Here is a 16,181-nt window from a genome sequence, read left to right on the forward strand (position 1 = left end):
TTCCTTTGTCTTTAAATAATTGTTATGGACGGATATATATCCAGCCGCCTACTTGACGTTCTATCAGTTCAACAATACCTGCTGTAACCACATCTACACCATCAAGCAACTCTTTTTTATCGATATTGTACGTTTTCATCGTATTACCACATGCTATGAACTCAACATCATAGGTCATAAGAGATTTCAGCCGTGGCTGAAGCGTCTTGTCAAAAAAGTTCGCATCCTTCATGACTGCCTTGATCCCTTTTGAGTAGCAAACAATTGCTACTTCACATTTCTCCGGACCGTAAAATTTCATGACATTGCTTGCTGATGAAAGTACATGTGATATCTCATACTCATCATCACTGGTAATAGGGAAAACAAACTGTCTTGGATTTTCGAGACTCGGTTTGGGATCTGCAAACTCTGTGTCAGAGATCAAAAAGCTGATAGAAAATAACAGTATTATCCATATCTTTTTCATTACTGTGCTCCTTTTTTTTGATATTGGTTATATTTTTCTTTAGCTTCCCTGAGTATCTCCAAATAGTCCTCTTTGATCCATGATCCAGGCACACGGTAGACCTGTTCCTGTGTCGGAGATAAAAAGAGGAAAGTGGGTGTCATTGTAGGATTGAAATCTATAGGATTTTTATCTTTATCCACATCTATCTTTACAGAGACAAACTCTTTCTGAAGCGCAGCAATAACATCAGAATCACTTAACACCTCTCTCTCCATCTTTTTACAGTAGCGGCAATGCTCTGCCGTGTAAAAGATCATGATCAACTTATTCTGTGCCAAAGCCTCTATCGAAGCTTCTTCGAACGTATAATATTTCAGGAATGTACTCTGATAGTTTTTCGGATCATAATCATACAAAAAAGATACGATCGATTCAAACTCTTCTTCATTTAACTGCCCTTTCATACTAGGCATCGTTTCGAAATATTTTAAGATCTCAGGAAGACATACACTTTTGTCTTTATCGGGATTATTTAAATAATCCTCTAAAAAACTCTCTATCTCCATCCGGTGCATATCCTCATCCCCGCTAGGGTCTCCTATACGGGCTTTAAGCCTATAGACTATTTGATTGATCGTCGGAGCTTTAAGATGAAGCATCTTGTTATCAAACTCATTAAAGTTTTTTTCCAATGTACTAAAAGGGATATAGAGTTCATGACAAGAAGCACATTTCCTATCATAAACACTCTTACCCTCCACTCCATACATCAGCGACGATATGAGTAGAAAAGAACCCAACACTTTTAGCATACTACTCTTCCTCGCCCTCATACATTTCAAGCTCTGAGTAAGCATCAAGTACATTTCTTTTATGGAGTTCTTCATACATCGCGTCATTTTTATACTTTTCCATAGGAACGACTTTAGTGATATTTTCCAGGCCTACCCCTTCATCGATTGCTTCAAGGATTTTTTCTTTCATTTGACTTTGATAAGCCTTCTGGTACTCAGTTGCATGTTTATCGGTCCGTGTACCGTGTCCAGTAATGATCGTATCTGCATCAAATTCATCAATGATCTCTATGGCTTTTAAGTTACCGATTATTGAACCATCCCGCATTGATGTCAGCCTGTCATTGAAGACCAAATCACCGGTAAAGATTGCTTTTTTTTGCGGTAAATAAACGATCAAGTCACTTATTGTATGGGCTTTAGGTACCAGCTGCTTTAACACAAAATCAATGTCACCCACTTTAAATCGGGATAAATTTTGATCCACTACCTTATCAAGGGCGACAATCTGTGTACCTTCATAAGCATCTTTAGAAACGATCTGCGAAATACGTGTCTCTTCGGGCTTGATGCTGTACGTTTTTCCAGCGATACTCTGCTCATACTCCCTTGGGCCTATGAGTAAAGCACCTTGTTGTTTATAAAAACTGTTTCCTAACCAATGATCATCATGTGCATGTGTAGTGATCACATAGTTTACAGGCAGTGAAGCGACTTTTTGCATCGCTTCATATGCCTGCTTGGCATAAGAGTAAGTTGGACCGCTATCGATAACAACATAGCTATCTTCTGTTTTTACAAAACAGGAATTGACCATGTTCCCACCATTTTCTTTGGTAATCATCTCAGGTTTCCCCCAAAAGCAATAGATATCCTCCGTTACTTTTACAGGAGACAATTGATAATCAAATGCCTCAAGCGATACCAAAGTCAAAAAAAGCAGTCCTAATCCTCTCATATTTCTCTCCTAGAATAGGTAGTTAAACTCTAAACGATACTCATTGTACGATGTATCAGCTTTACCTGAACTACCAGTGTCACAATCTACCAAACCTACACGCGTTTTCATATAGAAGTTTTTAGTAAATTTATACACTGTATCCAAGTGCCATACATTGCTGTCTGCTTGCACATTCGTTTTTGCATCATCAAAGTCTTGAATAGCATATCTCAAACTTGCTTCAAATTGCGGAGTGAACTTATAAGCTGCTCTCGCCATATATGATCTGGTATTTGCAAACCAGTTATACTGTGCCATTGCTCTTGTAAATCCACCTGTAGGGAAACCTCTCCACGGTGCTACGATATCTGCTTTATCAGCCACGTCAGAGTAACCGAATCTAAATAGTCCTTTTTTATCCGGCATATTCACATCGATTCTTGCAGCAAAAAGACTACTATCCAATGAATCAGCTACACCTGCATCATAACCTGTAGCAGCTTTACCTGAAAGGTTGGTATAACCTGCAACATCACCACCACCATTATCCATTTGGTGGAAATATCTGAATCCAGGTACAATTGACCATCCATTATCCAACCCTACTGTATAGTGCGCTTCTGCCACGATATCATTAACTACACCCGGTACACTTAAGAAAGAAAGTGTAGCATTCAAGTTAGGGATAGCTTTAGTGTTGATATCTGCAACTATAAGTTCATGATCCGGATCTTCACCTGCTGCTACGAAGTTAGCATAACTGAGTCCCTTATGTACTGCTGCATCATCGTTATTATTCCAGCTTTCGCCATTTTCATCTTTGAATGTTACAACATCATGAGCACCAGTATGGTCTCTTAACTTTTGCTGTGCAAAATAAGCAACTCTAGCCGTAGTTTTCTTAGCAACTTTTGCTTCAACACTTACCCCGTCAAATGTATTAGGGATCATTTTCGTATCATTTGAAGCTGTAAAGACAGACTCAAATAGCTGACGCCCTGCTTTAACATCAAACGTATTGTTGTTATATTCTAAATAAGCTTCACCTAGAACATGCATACCGCCATCGTAGCTTCCGCCTTTTAAAACGTCATATCTACTAAAAGTATCTTTACCGGCTTTTGCTCCTCCGATCTCATCAACATCCATTCTCCAGAAACCCGGGTTCAACGATCCATAGTATCCCGCAGTGAAACTAAAACCGTTCAATGCAGCTGATTTGAAGATCAAACTTCCACCTACACCCATGTTTTTGTTATCAAGGTTTCCTTTTTTTGTGACATCATCCCAAGTCTCATGATCCCAATCCCAGTAGAAGCTATTAGATCTTAGACGCCCATAGAAGATACCGTCTTGGAACATACCTGTTAGACTGTCTGTACTACCTGGCAATACATTGTACTCGACAACCATATTTCCTTTCAGCTTTCTTTTTACAACCTCACCTTTCTTAGCTGATACTTCAGCTTTTGCCGGTTCTAGATCACCTCCAGCCATTACTGCTGTAGATGCCAATGCTGTTGCCGCTAAAATACTCATCCCTATTTTTTTCATTCACTACTCCTCGTTCTTTATGTGATAGCTTGTTCAATTATCTGCTATACTACGATTTGTAATCAAAAGATTACACCTCAATGGTGCCCCGGCTCTTCAGTGCTTTTTTTGGACAGAAGAGACAACATGGATAGAGACGAGGCACGGGGTTTGATGTCAAATTAACACTTGGCACCTTTTTTCGGACATCCACATGAATAATCCAATATTTTTACGTTAGATTCCATACTGATATCAACCACTTTTTGCTTTCTGATATAGTCACTCACCACCTCATATACTGCCGGTGTCTCTTTCGCTAGATTTTCTCCTGCATTTTGAAGGTTTCCACCCCATGAAGAAACACGGTATGTTTTATTCGGATCAAGCGGTTTGCCGCCGATCATAAAATCAGAAACCCTTTTACCTGACTCTGCAGAGATCTTGATAGAGTAGCTTGCACCTGTCAAACGGCTCATATCCCCACCTTGCTGAAGAAGTGGATTTGCGTTGAAAACATTATCTGCAATATCCTCCATCAGTTTTGCGATCGCAGAACCTTTCAGATCAAAGGTATACACTTCCGGATAAGTGATCGCTGTCATCTCATAGACATTGTCTTTAAGGATCTTGTCACCTGGAAGCAAAGTAGTTCCCCATCGGTATCCCGGAGTAAAGACGATATCACTTTTCATCTTCTCCTGGATCGCTTGACCGATCAAAGCATCAAAAGTCGAATAGAATGTATCTCTCTTATAGAGAATCCCTTTCGTCGTACCCAATACTTCATTGAGTTCATCGTTGTACGGTTTGTACCACTTTTCAACCAACGCTTCACCTTCCTTATCCGCCGGGATAATGTTTGAAGCAACCGGGATCAACTTGAAGTTGTAATCTACTACTTTTTTATCTTTTACCTCTATATCAAGACGTCCTACATATTTTCCGTGACTACCCGCAATGAGGATCACAGTGTTATTGATAATGATAGGTTCCGGGCTAGGATCATGTGTATGTCCACTCAGGATAAAGTCAACTCCGTTCACCTTTTTAGCAAGTTCCTGGTCTACAGAGAATCCATCATGGCTCAATACCACTACAGCATCTACATTTTTCTCATTTCTTAGTTCATTTACATACTCTTGAAGCGTCTCATGGCGCAGAGCAAAACTCCAACCTTCCGTGAAACGTTTCGGGTTTGCAGTTGAAGTGAACGGGAATGACTGTCCAATGATACCTATCTTTGCTCCACCGATCTCTTTGATCGTATATGGAGGGAAGATCAGCTCTTCAAAATTCTCAGAGAAAGGATCATTGTCGATCACGTTTTGAGAGATGAATTCCGCATTAAGCATCTCAATCAGCTCAGCTACACGCTCTTTACCGTAAGTAAATTCCCAGTGACCGACCATCACGTCTACACCAAGGTAATTCTGCGCATCTACGATTGCTTCACCATTTGTTTTTAATGCTACTGCCGTTCCCTGCCATGTATCACCACTGTCAAGTAGAAGCACATTCTCTTTGCCTCTTTCTTTTCTCACATGGTCTACCACGGTTTTCATATGAGCGATACCGCCCATTTTTCCAAACTTTTTAGCTAACTCTTCAAAATTACTATGCGTATCAAAGTACTGATCAAGCGTACCCGGCTCAATACCGTAATACTTCTCAAACGTCTCACCACAAATGAAACCAGGTGTTCCCACTAGATTATCTGCAGAGATCAGTGTAGAAGGTTCTCTCCAGTATAGTGGCTTTAGGTGGGCATGCAAATCACAAATGTGCAGCAACGTTGCCTTTCCTTTAGCTTCAAAAGAGACGATATCTGAAAAGGTCATATTTTTAATACGCTCTTTCCCAGCTTCACCTGCAAACAGATTAGTCCCCCCGGTTACCCCCAGAAGTCCTAATGCCGCAGCAATTTGAAGAAAGTCTCGTCTATTAATATCCATAAAATTTCCTTTATCTTTTTAACCCTGGGATAGCAATCGCTTTTTGCTTATCCTGAGCCAATTTTGATACATAAAGTTCCAATCCAACCATCTCTTTTGAACCCATTGGGATAACAGCCAGAAGTGCATTCTCCATACATCCTTGGAATCTTCTTTGCAATGTTCTTAAGCTTGATTTCGTCATACGGTATGCCGGCCATGTCGCACCTGCACCTGCTTCACCAAGATCAGGAAGCGGCTGTGTTCTAAGTACCATACCTACGATATCTTTGCTATGGCAGCTGTTACAAGATAATCCTCTTCCGCCTCTAGGAGTCATAAATGTCTTCTCACCAAGCGCATAAGAAGCTTTCATATGCTCATTTGCATTGATATCGATATTGAACTGCTCTTCATTCGCCAATGACTTCACATAAGCAAGCATAGAAAACATTTTTGGATCTTTAAGTTTGATCTGTTCTTTTCCCTGCTCTGCCATCATAGCTTGAAGCACTTGGTCAACACCAACAACATTTCCAAGCTTTTCTATATATCTTGGAAAAGTTGCGATATATTTTGGTAATTCATTCTCTTTTATTTCAAGGAACTTTGCCAGTGCTGCTTCACCGCCTAATTTTTCTTCAAAGATCTCTCCGCCTTCTGCTACAAAGATGTCTGCCGGATTATTTTCAAGCATCTCCTCATACATAGCTCTATCAGCATCACTCATAGCAAACTGCTCACCAGCAGTTGCCATTGTCAATGCAAGAGCCACAGATAATACTACTCTTTTCATCTCTTATCCTTTCGGTTGAAGTTTTTTACTCTGACTGCCTTTTTCACCTGTATTGTCTGTATACTCTACTGTGATCTTTCCTTCTCCCGGTACTTTCAGATTCACTGAAAAATAAGGATTTGTTGATACAGTTTCCCATACTTTCATTGAAGTGAAAGGTTTTCCATCCAAAAAGAAAGTGATATTGTCGATATATTTTGCAGGAATGATATTTCCTGTTTTCTTATCTTTTTGCATTCCCGTATCCATTGGGTGAATGATGATAAAATCGACATTAATAATGTCACCGACGCTATACTTTTTTGGTTTTATTTTGATCATTGATCGTCTTTTTTCTTCTGCCATTTTTTATCCTTTTATATTTTTCTATTATCTTTCGTCTATCTTATTGGATCAACCACATCCACCGATCGTTACTTTAACGCTCTTAGCAGCACTAATGAAACTACCGTCACTTAACTCTACAAGTGCTACCACTTCTTGTGTCTTTGCCAATTTTACACGTGTTGCAAAAAATCCCTTTCCATTTAGAGGTGTAAGCATAACGTCCGCTGTTCTTGAATTGCTATTCTCTTTAGCAAGTACATGGATCGCTTTCACATAGTTGTTTTCTTCCATCGGATGGTCTACATCAACTTTTACCGGTACAACAGCACCGTTCTCTGCAATCTCCGGAACTGTTAAAGAGACTTTTGGACTTTCAGTAGCACCTTTTCCTCCAGTGATCGTATCAACTGCCGTTTTGTAATCCATAGCATTTGGACTTTGAATTTTCTTCTTTTCTTCTGCACTCAAGAGTGAAGGTGTCATCGTCGCTGTTACGGCAGATACCGCACACAAACCTTTTAGAAAACTTCTTCTTTTCATTTTTATAATTCCTTTTTTCTTCTATTTTTTAGACATAACATATGCGGTAAGATCACAGATCTCTTGTTCATTGAAAAGACCAGTAGTAAGATTCACTGTCATATGGGTAGTTGGATTATCGATTCTAGGATCAGCGATCTTCTGGTAAACAAATGCAGTATCTCTGATCTGTGTATCGACAAATAGTGTTTTATAGTTTGAAAGATCAGGTCCGATATTCCCGCCGCCTACTGCACCTTCAATATTGTGACAAGCAACACAGTTACCGAACTGTTTTGGCTCTTTTTTACCATTCTTTTCTGTAAACTTTACAAGTCCTTTAGGAGGTGTGGCTTTGGCTTTCTCTCCATTTAGGTTATGAAATATGTATTTCCCTCTAGCAATCGACTCTTGATCATTAAGATTGCATGATTTAGGCAACGTATAAGTTGTAGCTGCTTTCAAAAGATCTTTTTCAATGATCTTTGCTGCATCAGGCATCTCATACGACTTTGTCAAATCCGCTGCATACACAGTAGTTAATGCTGTCATTAACAGTGCTGAGCATGTTAAATATTTGACTTTTCTTTGCATTGACACTCCTTTAATTATTTAGTTCAGGAAGCATCTTAACAAAGAAGTGTAAAAAAAATATAAATATTTATAAATTATGAAAAATTATTTCTGTTTGTAGAATTTATAAGAGAAAATAGCGCCATTATTGATCTTTGATGAGACCTGAAGTGTAACTCCCTCCTCATCAATGATCTGTTTTACGATATTGAGTCCGATACCAAATCCGCCTTTTGCATCATTTTCCCTATAGTAACGGGAGAATATCTTATCAGTATTTGCTATTCCTACACCATGATCTTTGACGGTAAATTCAATGGATTCATCACTTTCTTTGACAATGATCTCTACCTCATCATTATCATGGCTGTATTTGATAGCATTGGAAATAGTGTTATCTACGATACGTTGCAGTTTCGTTGTTGAGAAGTGATAGATAATGCCGGGAGTGATATCTGTTTTGAGTTTAATATTCTTCATGTTCGCAACTACCTGGAAATAGTCGACCCTGTTTTGAACGAATTCACCGAAATCTATCTCTTTGATTTTATGTTGCACCCGCCCCTGTTTTACCAGGTAGTCCATATCACTGTATATCGTAGCGAGTGTTTTGGAAGCAGCTTTGATTCTCCATAAATATTTATTTTCACCGTATTTCGCTCCAAACAGATCGGCATTGAGATTGATAATACTGAGTGGCGTATTGATCTCATGCATCGAATCCTTGATAAAGTTATCCAGATGGGTATTCATCGTTTCAAACGGAGCAGAGAAATTTTTCAGTAATAACAATGAAAATATAAAGAGTACAACGATAACCGCTGCCATCACACTGAATGCAAAAAAGTAGATTTTATTATGTGTATGTTTCTTTGATACAAGGAGGTAGGTTGCACCGAAGTAATAATCATCGGCAAATTCATAGATATAATAGTAATTCGTTTTTTGATGATGAAATCCTTCCGTAAAAGTACGGGGTTCAAACTGCAATGTGCTGAATATACTCTTGAAGTTCTCATCATAGAGTGCAGCAGTGTATTCCTGATAACGCGGAAAATGATAGATCTGATCGCTATTCTTATAGTGCTGCATGGAGATAATGATCTTTTTAGCCTGCTTTTCCAAAGAAAGTTCTGCTTTTGCTTCATCAATCTGTAAAAGAAAAACAATATAAGTAATCAGTGGAATGATAAGTACCGCAGCGATCATCGCCGTATAAATAATCGCATATCTCCGAGAAAACTTTCTGACATCAAAGATCAATGCTGTATCCTACGCCACGGATGTTTTTGATCAAATCATGATCAAGTCTTTTTCTCAGATTTCCTACCTGAACACGGATATTGGAAGGATCAATCCATTCACCCCATATCTCTTCCCAAAACATCTGATAAGTTACCACACTTCCACGATATTTGACTAGAAGTTCCATGATCTTTGCTTCTGTCTTTGCAAGTTGAATCGTTTTCCCCTCCCGTTCCAACTTCATTTTTTTGACATCATAACTATATCCATAAGGAAGTGTGATCTTATCTTCTTCTGAGATAAAGCAATGTGCCCTAATCACCTGTTCAATACGGAGTTTCAGTTCGATGAGATCGAAAGGCTTACGTATATAATCACAGGCACCGCATTTGTACCCATATGTCAGATCCTCAACGTCTGTTAAAGAGGTGATAAAAATAGCCGGTATCTTAAAACCTTCTTTACGTAGTTCCTGAAGCATCTCAAAGCCGTTTTTGTCTCCAAGTACTTTTACATCCAGCAAAAGAAGGTCAAACGGTTTTTCAAATACAGCGTCATAAGCATCTTCAGAGCTAGAGTAGCACGCGACTTCATAGCCTGAATCCTCCAAAAACTCTTTAATGCTCATAGCCAGCACTTTTTCATCTTCCAAGATCAATATTCTCATTCTATCACTCCTGTTTTCTTTTCCTTATACTTGTTTTCAAGTATGATATCTATCAACTCATTTTTATCATAAAGGTTTAGAATCTCTCTTGCTTCTTGCTCCAATTCACGTTTATCTTCTTCATGCAGTTTAGGAAGTAAACCTACAAGGTCACGGTCATAACCGCTTTTAAAACTGCCAAAGTTTTGTCCTTTAAGCTCAAAGGCACGATTGATATCTTCCTGGGAAAACTGCCTGAAAAATAAAAAATCATGTGAGTCAGTTTCATAGTTTTTCAATGACTCATCAGAAAGAACAAGCAAATACCCTCCTATCTCATCACCTTCCCCATTGTACATCGGCTCCCACAATAAAAGTCTGTCATTGTCCATTAAAAACTGTTTCTCAAAAAGCTTGTGTGTGTCAATATTTTCCAAATGACGTCTCAATGAACTATTATAGTTTTGGTTTGCAATGACTCTACCAAATAGTCTTGGAAAATTTCTCATGAGTGATGCCTGTTCCAGATAGACCTCATCCATCAAGGCGAACAGTTCAATACCTTTGGTATGTAGTTTTACAGAAAACTCGTCTACAAACCGGATAACTTCCAAATATCCCAACAGTGTTTTTTGGCTCCGAATAGGTATAGTGGATTTAAATGTAAGTAGACGTCCCGTTTCCATCCCCACTTTAGGCTGTTTATTGTTCTTGAGTGTTTCAAGATCTTCTCTGAACCACCAGATAGGCATCCCTTCAAATCCCTCACTCCAGCTCCTCGCAAAAATATAAAATTCAGGTGTAAGAACCTGTACGCGAAGAGACTTCATGTGGGTATGTTTTTTAAAACGTTCAGTGATATCACGAAGTATTTGATATCCTTCTGTTTCATCATCTTTTTTCAATGCTTCTTTCAAGTCTCCATTCTCTGCCAAGGCTAGAGAGAAAGACAATAGCTCTGCCATTTCATTTGAAAGTGCCGAGCGAAATTCATTGATGATGTTGTCACTTAGTTCTGCGATCCTGTCATCTTCTGAACGGTTAAAAAAGAAAAGACTTGAAGACAACAATATCAATAAAAGAAAAAACATTACAATAAGTACTGTTTTGTCATATTTTTTCATACTATTCGCTTTCCTATTTTAATTTTTTATACTTTTATGTATAAATATTATAAAAATTATTAATATTGCTTAATATATTTTTATTTATTCAAGGAAATAATATCACACTATACTAAATTAAGATGTACTGATAATAAAAAAACTGTTTTTCGAAGGACAAGATATACGACATCTAAAATATTTGATTAATCCAAGACAATGTATTGGATTACAAAAGTATTTACTTTCGATTTACTCTCATCTTATATTATAATTATAAAAACTATAAACTTTCAATAGAAGGAATAAACTATTAATGGAACAATTTAAAACCTATGCCTTAATGGTAGGGCTTACCCTGCTATTTATCTGGTTTGGAGGGATGATCGGAGGACGCGGTGGGATGATCATTGCTTTTTTGATCGCTGCGGGGATGAACTTCTATGCGTATTACTACAGTGACAAACAGGTACTAAAACACTATCATGCAATCCCGGTAGATCACAACAACGCACCGGGACTCTATAAGATCGTCACAAGACTGACGAACCGTGCAGGACTTCCAATGCCGGCACTCTACATCATCCCTGATCAGCAGCCCAATGCTTTTGCTACGGGTCGTAACTATGAAAATGCTGCGGTAGCAGTGACAGAGGGACTGCTCAATTTACTTGATGAGAACGAAGTAGAAGCGGTGATCGCTCATGAGCTTAGCCATATCAAACACTATGATATGCTTATCGGTACAGTAGCAGCAACCATTGCCGGTGCCATCAGCATGCTGGCAAACTTCGGAATGTTCTTTGGAGGCGGTGACCGCGACAGACCTGCCAACCCTATCGTTATGATCGCATTGATGATCATCATGCCTCTTGCCGCGACCATCATACAAATGACAGTGAGTAGAAGCAGAGAATTTATGGCGGATGAAGGTGCTGCACGCATGACAGGACATCCGGAATGGCTCCAAAGCGGTCTGGCAAAACTGGATAACTATGCCAGAGGTATTGCGATGCATGACGCTGATCCGCAGACAGCGCATATGTTTATCATCAACCCGTTTACAGGTAAGGATTTCTCATTACAAAATCTTTTCCGTACCCACCCGACTACCCAGGACAGAATCGATAGACTGGAGCAATTGAAGTACTAAGGTGCTATAATTAGTTAAAAAAGAAGGGGTTTCTTTGTCCTCACCATTTGCCATACAACTTATGAACGGTTGTCTTGCTTCAGATATCGAGCAGGAGAACCAAAATACCTTTCAAGCTCTACAGAAAGCCGGAGCTATCGAAGAGGTAAACGGCCTGTGGAAACTGGGCTCGCTTTACCGTGCCGGACGCCTTTATATGGGGAAAGATGGGCGCGGATATGTTGAAGCAGAGTTCAAAGAACAACGTGATTTGCTTGTTGAACCTGATTTTCTAGGTGACGCAAGACACGGTGATACCGTTGTGGTCAAACGTATTATTGCCAGACGCGGCCGTCCGAGCGGCAAAGTATTGATGGTCATTGATAAAGCCCACCTCTTTACCATTGCTTATACGCATAGAGATGAATCAGGCAACTTTATGATCCTGGATATCCGTACCAATGAGCCAACCTATGCAAAAATGGAAGGTATGGATCTCAAAGCCTTCAAACTAGGTACGGTACTGAAGGTCGATATAGATACGGATAATGTAATGGAGATCTTTGGTACTTTAGATGATCCTAAAGTCGATGAGAAGATTTCACTGGCACTCTATGAACGTGAAGATGCATTTCCTGAAGCATGTGTGACTGAAGCCATCGAAGTAGAAAGTGAAGTGACCAGAAGTGAACACCCTGACCGTGTAGACCTTACACATCTTGACTTCTGTACGATTGACCCAGTTACTGCAAAAGATTTTGATGATGCGATCTACTTTGATCTGAAAAACTATACACTTTATGTTGCGATCGCTGATGTAAGCCACTATGTTCCTTACTTCACCCATATTGATAAAGAGGCTAAAAAGCGTGGTTTTACAACCTACTTCCCGCATAAATCTTTTCCAATGCTCCCACGTGAACTGAGTGAAAATATCTGTTCATTAAAACCTAGAGTAGACCGTCTGGCTTTTGTCTCCAAGATCGAACTTGACAGAAATAGCCTAAAACCCCTGAACGAAGAATTCTTCGAAGCGATCATCCACTCAAAACACCGTTTTAACTACGACCAGGTCGATGAGATCATCGCTACAGACGGCCGTAATGCAGAGGGTACTGTGGAAAGACTGCTTACATGGCTTCTACCTCTGCAAAAAATTACCTTAAGACTGCGCAATGCACGTCTCAAAGAAGGGTTTGACTTCAGAAGCGAAGAGATCAAGCTCTCAATCGATGCAGAACATCTCTTAGTAAATACTCAGATAGAAACAGGTACACCTTCGCATTCTCTTATCGAAGAATGTATGCTCCTTGCAAACCAGGCTGCGGCAAAAAGATTTGCCGGAGATGAAGAGGATCAATTGGGTATCTTCCGTATCCACGAACCGCCTCAACTCTCCAAACTTGAAGAGCTGCTTGTTCAACTGGCATCTGTGGGGCTTTATGTAGAGGAGTATGAAGACTCCCCTTCACTGATCCGTGCGATCCAAAAAGAGGCTGAAAAAATGGGACTGAGCGCCGAAGTGGATGCCATGCTGATCAAATCTTTACGTCAGGCAAGCTATGCGGCGCACAATGTCGGACACTTCGGTCTGGGATATAGGTACTATAGCCACTTCACCTCCCCGATACGACGTTACTCAGATCTCATCCTGCACCGTATGATCAAAGCCCAATTGCAAGATGACGAGCAGGAGATGGAGTATTTGCTAAGAAATATCGAATCGCTTTGTGCGAGAGTCAGTGAACTCGAACGCAAAGAAGTCAAATCAGAGTGGGACTTCAGAGACCGTAAATTTGCCAGATGGGCAGCTACGAAGGTGGGTGAAGTATTTGGAGCCGAAGTAGTCGAGATCGAAGAGAGTGGTGATGCCAAAGCTGTACTCCATGCTGATATTCAGGGAATTGTTGTACATCTCAGAGCCGATCAAGTCATGCTCTTTGACCGCGTTAAAGTACGTATCAGTGATGTCAGCATCCCGCAAGCCTTTATCCAGTGTGAATTTGTGGAAAAACTCAGTCGTGATAAGATGGAGCTTGCTTAATGTATCAAAAAGATTTCAATCAGCGTCTGCAAAGTTCGCTACCGAAAGCCGTACTGTTTTACGGAGAAAATGACTATCTTATTGACTACTACATAAACTACTATATCAAAAAACTTGATGCCAAAGAGAGTATGCTTTTACTCTATCATGATGAGTGGGATTTTGATCAGGCAAAGGCATTTTTATCGCAAAGTTCTCTCTTTGGAGGTACAAACCTTGTAGTCACAAAAAGAGATAAAAAGATCCCTAAAAAAGAGCTCGATATTCTGGTAGAACTTGCCAATAAGAATGATGACAACTACTTTATCTATGGGTATGGCGGGGCAGCAAGTGATGCCAAAAGTATGCAAGCATCTTTCACTGATAAAAGCGGCGGAGTCTGGGTACGTTTTTTTGAGCCCAATATCCGAGAAGGAGTTGCAACACTTCAGCAAAAAGCACAGCAGGTAGGACTGGATATCGATCACTATGCCCTGCAACACCTTATGCTTGTTCTCAACAATAATTTGGCACTCTGTGCCAATGAGCTTGAGAAGCTTGCCATTCTGGACAGTAAAATTACCAGCAAAGATATCGATAGACTGGTTTACTCCACTGCACCATTGGCGATCGAACAACTGCTTATCGACCTGTTCCAAAAAAAACCGATCACCGATACGATTACAAAGCTGCTGGAACTTGGAGAGGATGAGGCATCTATCTTGCGTGCAACTCAGTACTTTGTAAATCAGATCTTCCTCTTCCATGCGTATATCAAACTTCATGGGCAGGTAGACTCTGCTGCAATCCTTGGATACAAACTGCCTAAGAATATTGAAGAACAAAAAGCTTCTTTGGCTTTACGTGTCAAATCAGCTGCATTACTCAAGATCTTTGAACATTTGCTTGAAAGTGAAATAGAGATGAAAAAAGCACCTGCGACACAAAAAGAGGTCCTGCTTTACAGTATGCTGATCAAGATACAGGGATACCTGTAAAGTCTCTTTTCTCCCGTAAGTCATCATCATTTTGATAAATATTCCTCTAAGATAATATATAGTAAAATATCGCTTCCAAAATTCCTGCTCATTTTTTGGACAGATACTTTAATAACCAAGCTATTGTGAAAATAGCGTATCTGAATATATGGGCTATTAAACCAAAAGGAAAGACATGAATTGTTATGAAACACTCTTCGTAGTAAAACCTACGCTAACAGAAGAAGAGACAGCAGCACAAGTTGCTAAGATTAAAGATGTACTTACTAAAGAAGGTGCAGAGATTCTTGCAACTGATGATATGGGTATGAAAAAACTTGCTTACCAAGTTCAGAAAAGTGACAGAGGTTACTACACTGTTGTTTACTTTAAAGCTGAAGGTTCTGTTATCACAGAGCTAGAGAGAAACCTTAGAATCAACGAAGACGTGATCAAGTTCCTCACAGTAAAATATACAAACAACAGAGAGATGGCACAATTCAACAAACTTGTTGAATCAGCGAACAAAAGCGTAGCTAAAGAAGCGTAAGCCACACGCACATAACTAGGAGCAACCCTATGTACAATAAAGTTATTTTGGCAGGAAACCTGGCTAGAGATATTGAGATCCGTTATACACAAGGCGGAAGTGCTATCGGAAAAACTGCGATCGCAACCAGTAGAAGGTTCAAATCTCAAACAGGTGAACAAAAAGAAGAGGTAATGTTCATTGATCTTACTTTCTTTGGAAGAACTGCTGAGATAGCAAACCAGTACTTACGTAAGGGAAGCAAAGTTTTAGTAGATGGTAGACTGACACTTGATCAGTGGACAGCACAAGACGGCAGCAAAAGAAGCAAACACTCTATCACGGTAGAGAACTTGCAGATGCTTGGCAGCAAAGATGAAATAGGCAGTGAAGGTTCATACCAAAATGCAATGCCTACAGATAACTATGCACAACCTGAGCCGTCATACAATGCACCCTCTCAACCACAGAGTGCACCACAGCAACAGTCAAATCATACCATCCCAGAAATAGACATCAGTGAAGATGAAATACCGTTTTAGGAGAACATAACTATGGCAGAAAGAAGAAAATTCAAAAAAAGATACTGTAAATACTGTGAAGCAAAAATTGACTTCATTGATTATAAAGATTTGGCTCAACTTAAATTCTCACTCTCT

Annotated in this window: 17 protein-coding genes and 1 pseudogene; 6 read left to right on the forward strand and 12 right to left on the reverse strand. The window is 39.7% G+C overall.

From position 1 onward, the window contains the following. Positions 1-22 precede the first annotated feature (22 nt). From PGH07_RS11125 to PGH07_RS11180, 12 genes are all read right to left on the reverse strand, one after another. The gene (locus PGH07_RS11125; protein WP_289414575.1) at positions 23-469 is read right to left on the reverse strand and encodes a DsrE family protein; all 447 of its coding nucleotides are present in this window, start codon (positions 467-469) and stop codon (positions 23-25) included. Next, a complete protein-coding gene (locus tag PGH07_RS11130) occupies positions 469-1,263 on the reverse strand; it encodes a thioredoxin family protein (protein ID WP_289414577.1) in 795 nt (264 codons plus the stop codon). The genes PGH07_RS11125 and PGH07_RS11130 overlap by 1 nt, the downstream gene beginning before the upstream one ends. Before the next feature lies 1 nt (position 1,264). Then, on the reverse strand, positions 1,265-2,203 hold the full coding sequence (locus PGH07_RS11135; protein ID WP_289414578.1) for an MBL fold metallo-hydrolase: 939 nt from the start codon (positions 2,201-2,203) through the stop codon (positions 1,265-1,267). A gap of 9 nt (positions 2,204-2,212) precedes the next feature. After that, positions 2,213-3,739, reverse strand: coding sequence for a hypothetical protein (locus tag PGH07_RS11140; protein ID WP_289414579.1), 1,527 nt, complete (start codon positions 3,737-3,739; stop codon positions 2,213-2,215). 161 nt (positions 3,740-3,900) lie between these two features. Then, positions 3,901-5,673: a thiosulfohydrolase SoxB gene (gene soxB / locus PGH07_RS11145; protein WP_289414580.1), complete on the reverse strand. Its 1,773-nt coding sequence runs from the start codon at positions 5,671-5,673 to the stop codon at positions 3,901-3,903. Positions 5,674-5,683: 10 nt separating this feature from the next. Beyond that, positions 5,684-6,448, reverse strand: coding sequence for a sulfur oxidation c-type cytochrome SoxA (gene soxA, locus PGH07_RS11150; protein ID WP_289414581.1), 765 nt, complete (start codon positions 6,446-6,448; stop codon positions 5,684-5,686). A 3-nt stretch (positions 6,449-6,451) separates the two neighbouring features. Further along, a complete protein-coding gene (soxZ, locus tag PGH07_RS11155) occupies positions 6,452-6,793 on the reverse strand; it encodes a thiosulfate oxidation carrier complex protein SoxZ (protein WP_289414582.1) in 342 nt (113 codons plus the stop codon). A gap of 48 nt (positions 6,794-6,841) precedes the next feature. Continuing rightward, complete coding sequence (gene soxY / locus PGH07_RS11160; RefSeq protein ID WP_289414583.1) at positions 6,842-7,315, reverse strand: thiosulfate oxidation carrier protein SoxY; 474 nt, start codon at positions 7,313-7,315, stop codon at positions 6,842-6,844. A 21-nt stretch (positions 7,316-7,336) separates the two neighbouring features. Further along, on the reverse strand, positions 7,337-7,888 hold the full coding sequence (gene soxX, locus PGH07_RS11165; protein WP_289414585.1) for a sulfur oxidation c-type cytochrome SoxX: 552 nt from the start codon (positions 7,886-7,888) through the stop codon (positions 7,337-7,339). Between the two features lie 84 nt (positions 7,889-7,972). Continuing rightward, positions 7,973-9,130 carry a sensor histidine kinase gene (locus PGH07_RS11170; RefSeq protein ID WP_289414586.1) on the reverse strand — a complete coding sequence of 386 codons (1,158 nt, stop codon included), beginning with the start codon at positions 9,128-9,130 and terminating at the stop codon, positions 7,973-7,975. After that, positions 9,120-9,779: a response regulator transcription factor gene (locus PGH07_RS11175; protein WP_289414587.1), complete on the reverse strand. Its 660-nt coding sequence runs from the start codon at positions 9,777-9,779 to the stop codon at positions 9,120-9,122. Before PGH07_RS11175 ends, PGH07_RS11170 begins: the two co-directional genes overlap by 11 nt. Then, entirely contained in the window at positions 9,776-10,882 is a 1,107-nt protein-coding gene (locus PGH07_RS11180) for a hypothetical protein (RefSeq protein WP_289414588.1), read from the reverse strand. The genes PGH07_RS11175 and PGH07_RS11180 overlap by 4 nt, the downstream gene beginning before the upstream one ends. Before the next feature lie 295 nt (positions 10,883-11,177). Here PGH07_RS11180 and htpX point away from each other — a divergent pair, with 295 nt between their 5' ends. From htpX to PGH07_RS11210, 6 genes and pseudogenes are all read left to right on the forward strand, one after another. Further along, positions 11,178-12,014, forward strand: a complete 837-nt coding sequence (htpX, locus tag PGH07_RS11185; protein WP_289414589.1) for a zinc metalloprotease HtpX — start codon at positions 11,178-11,180, stop codon at positions 12,012-12,014. A 34-nt stretch (positions 12,015-12,048) separates the two neighbouring features. Beyond that, complete coding sequence (locus tag PGH07_RS11190; RefSeq protein ID WP_289414590.1) at positions 12,049-14,037, forward strand: VacB/RNase II family 3'-5' exoribonuclease; 1,989 nt, start codon at positions 12,049-12,051, stop codon at positions 14,035-14,037. After that, on the forward strand, positions 14,037-15,014 hold the full coding sequence (holA, locus tag PGH07_RS11195) for a DNA polymerase III subunit delta (protein WP_289414591.1): 978 nt from the start codon (positions 14,037-14,039) through the stop codon (positions 15,012-15,014). Before PGH07_RS11190 ends, holA begins: the two co-directional genes overlap by 1 nt. A gap of 175 nt (positions 15,015-15,189) precedes the next feature. Next, positions 15,190-15,543, forward strand: coding sequence for a 30S ribosomal protein S6 (gene rpsF, locus PGH07_RS11200; RefSeq protein ID WP_289414592.1), 354 nt, complete (start codon positions 15,190-15,192; stop codon positions 15,541-15,543). Positions 15,544-15,572: 29 nt separating this feature from the next. Then, the gene (ssb, locus tag PGH07_RS11205; RefSeq protein WP_289414593.1) at positions 15,573-16,064 is read left to right on the forward strand and encodes a single-stranded DNA-binding protein; all 492 of its coding nucleotides are present in this window, start codon (positions 15,573-15,575) and stop codon (positions 16,062-16,064) included. 12 nt (positions 16,065-16,076) lie between these two features. Beyond that, positions 16,077-16,181, forward strand: a pseudogene (locus PGH07_RS11210) (30S ribosomal protein S18); the annotation flags it as partial.

Source organism: Sulfurovum zhangzhouensis (genome assembly GCF_030347965.1).
GTDB classification, from domain to species: Bacteria; Campylobacterota; Campylobacteria; order Campylobacterales; family Sulfurovaceae; genus Sulfurovum; species Sulfurovum zhangzhouensis.

Coding starts and splice junctions, on each gene's coding strand:
- PGH07_RS11135 (WP_289414578.1), bottom strand. CDS start 2,203: ATGAGAGGATTAGGACTGCTTTTTTTGACTTTGGTATCGCTTGAGGCA.
- rpsF (WP_289414592.1), top strand. CDS start 15,190: ATGAATTGTTATGAAACACTCTTCGTAGTAAAACCTACGCTAACAGAA.
- holA (WP_289414591.1), top strand. CDS start 14,037: ATGTATCAAAAAGATTTCAATCAGCGTCTGCAAAGTTCGCTACCGAAA.
- soxY (WP_289414583.1), bottom strand. CDS start 7,315: ATGAAAAGAAGAAGTTTTCTAAAAGGTTTGTGTGCGGTATCTGCCGTA.
- PGH07_RS11125 (WP_289414575.1), bottom strand. CDS start 469: ATGAAAAAGATATGGATAATACTGTTATTTTCTATCAGCTTTTTGATC.
- soxX (WP_289414585.1), bottom strand. CDS start 7,888: ATGCAAAGAAAAGTCAAATATTTAACATGCTCAGCACTGTTAATGACA.
- ssb (WP_289414593.1), top strand. CDS start 15,573: ATGTACAATAAAGTTATTTTGGCAGGAAACCTGGCTAGAGATATTGAG.
- PGH07_RS11130 (WP_289414577.1), bottom strand. CDS start 1,263: ATGCTAAAAGTGTTGGGTTCTTTTCTACTCATATCGTCGCTGATGTAT.
- PGH07_RS11180 (WP_289414588.1), bottom strand. CDS start 10,882: ATGAAAAAATATGACAAAACAGTACTTATTGTAATGTTTTTTCTTTTA.
- PGH07_RS11175 (WP_289414587.1), bottom strand. CDS start 9,779: ATGAGAATATTGATCTTGGAAGATGAAAAAGTGCTGGCTATGAGCATT.
- soxA (WP_289414581.1), bottom strand. CDS start 6,448: ATGAAAAGAGTAGTATTATCTGTGGCTCTTGCATTGACAATGGCAACT.
- PGH07_RS11140 (WP_289414579.1), bottom strand. CDS start 3,739: ATGAAAAAAATAGGGATGAGTATTTTAGCGGCAACAGCATTGGCATCT.
- htpX (WP_289414589.1), top strand. CDS start 11,178: ATGGAACAATTTAAAACCTATGCCTTAATGGTAGGGCTTACCCTGCTA.
- soxZ (WP_289414582.1), bottom strand. CDS start 6,793: ATGGCAGAAGAAAAAAGACGATCAATGATCAAAATAAAACCAAAAAAG.
- soxB (WP_289414580.1), bottom strand. CDS start 5,673: ATGGATATTAATAGACGAGACTTTCTTCAAATTGCTGCGGCATTAGGA.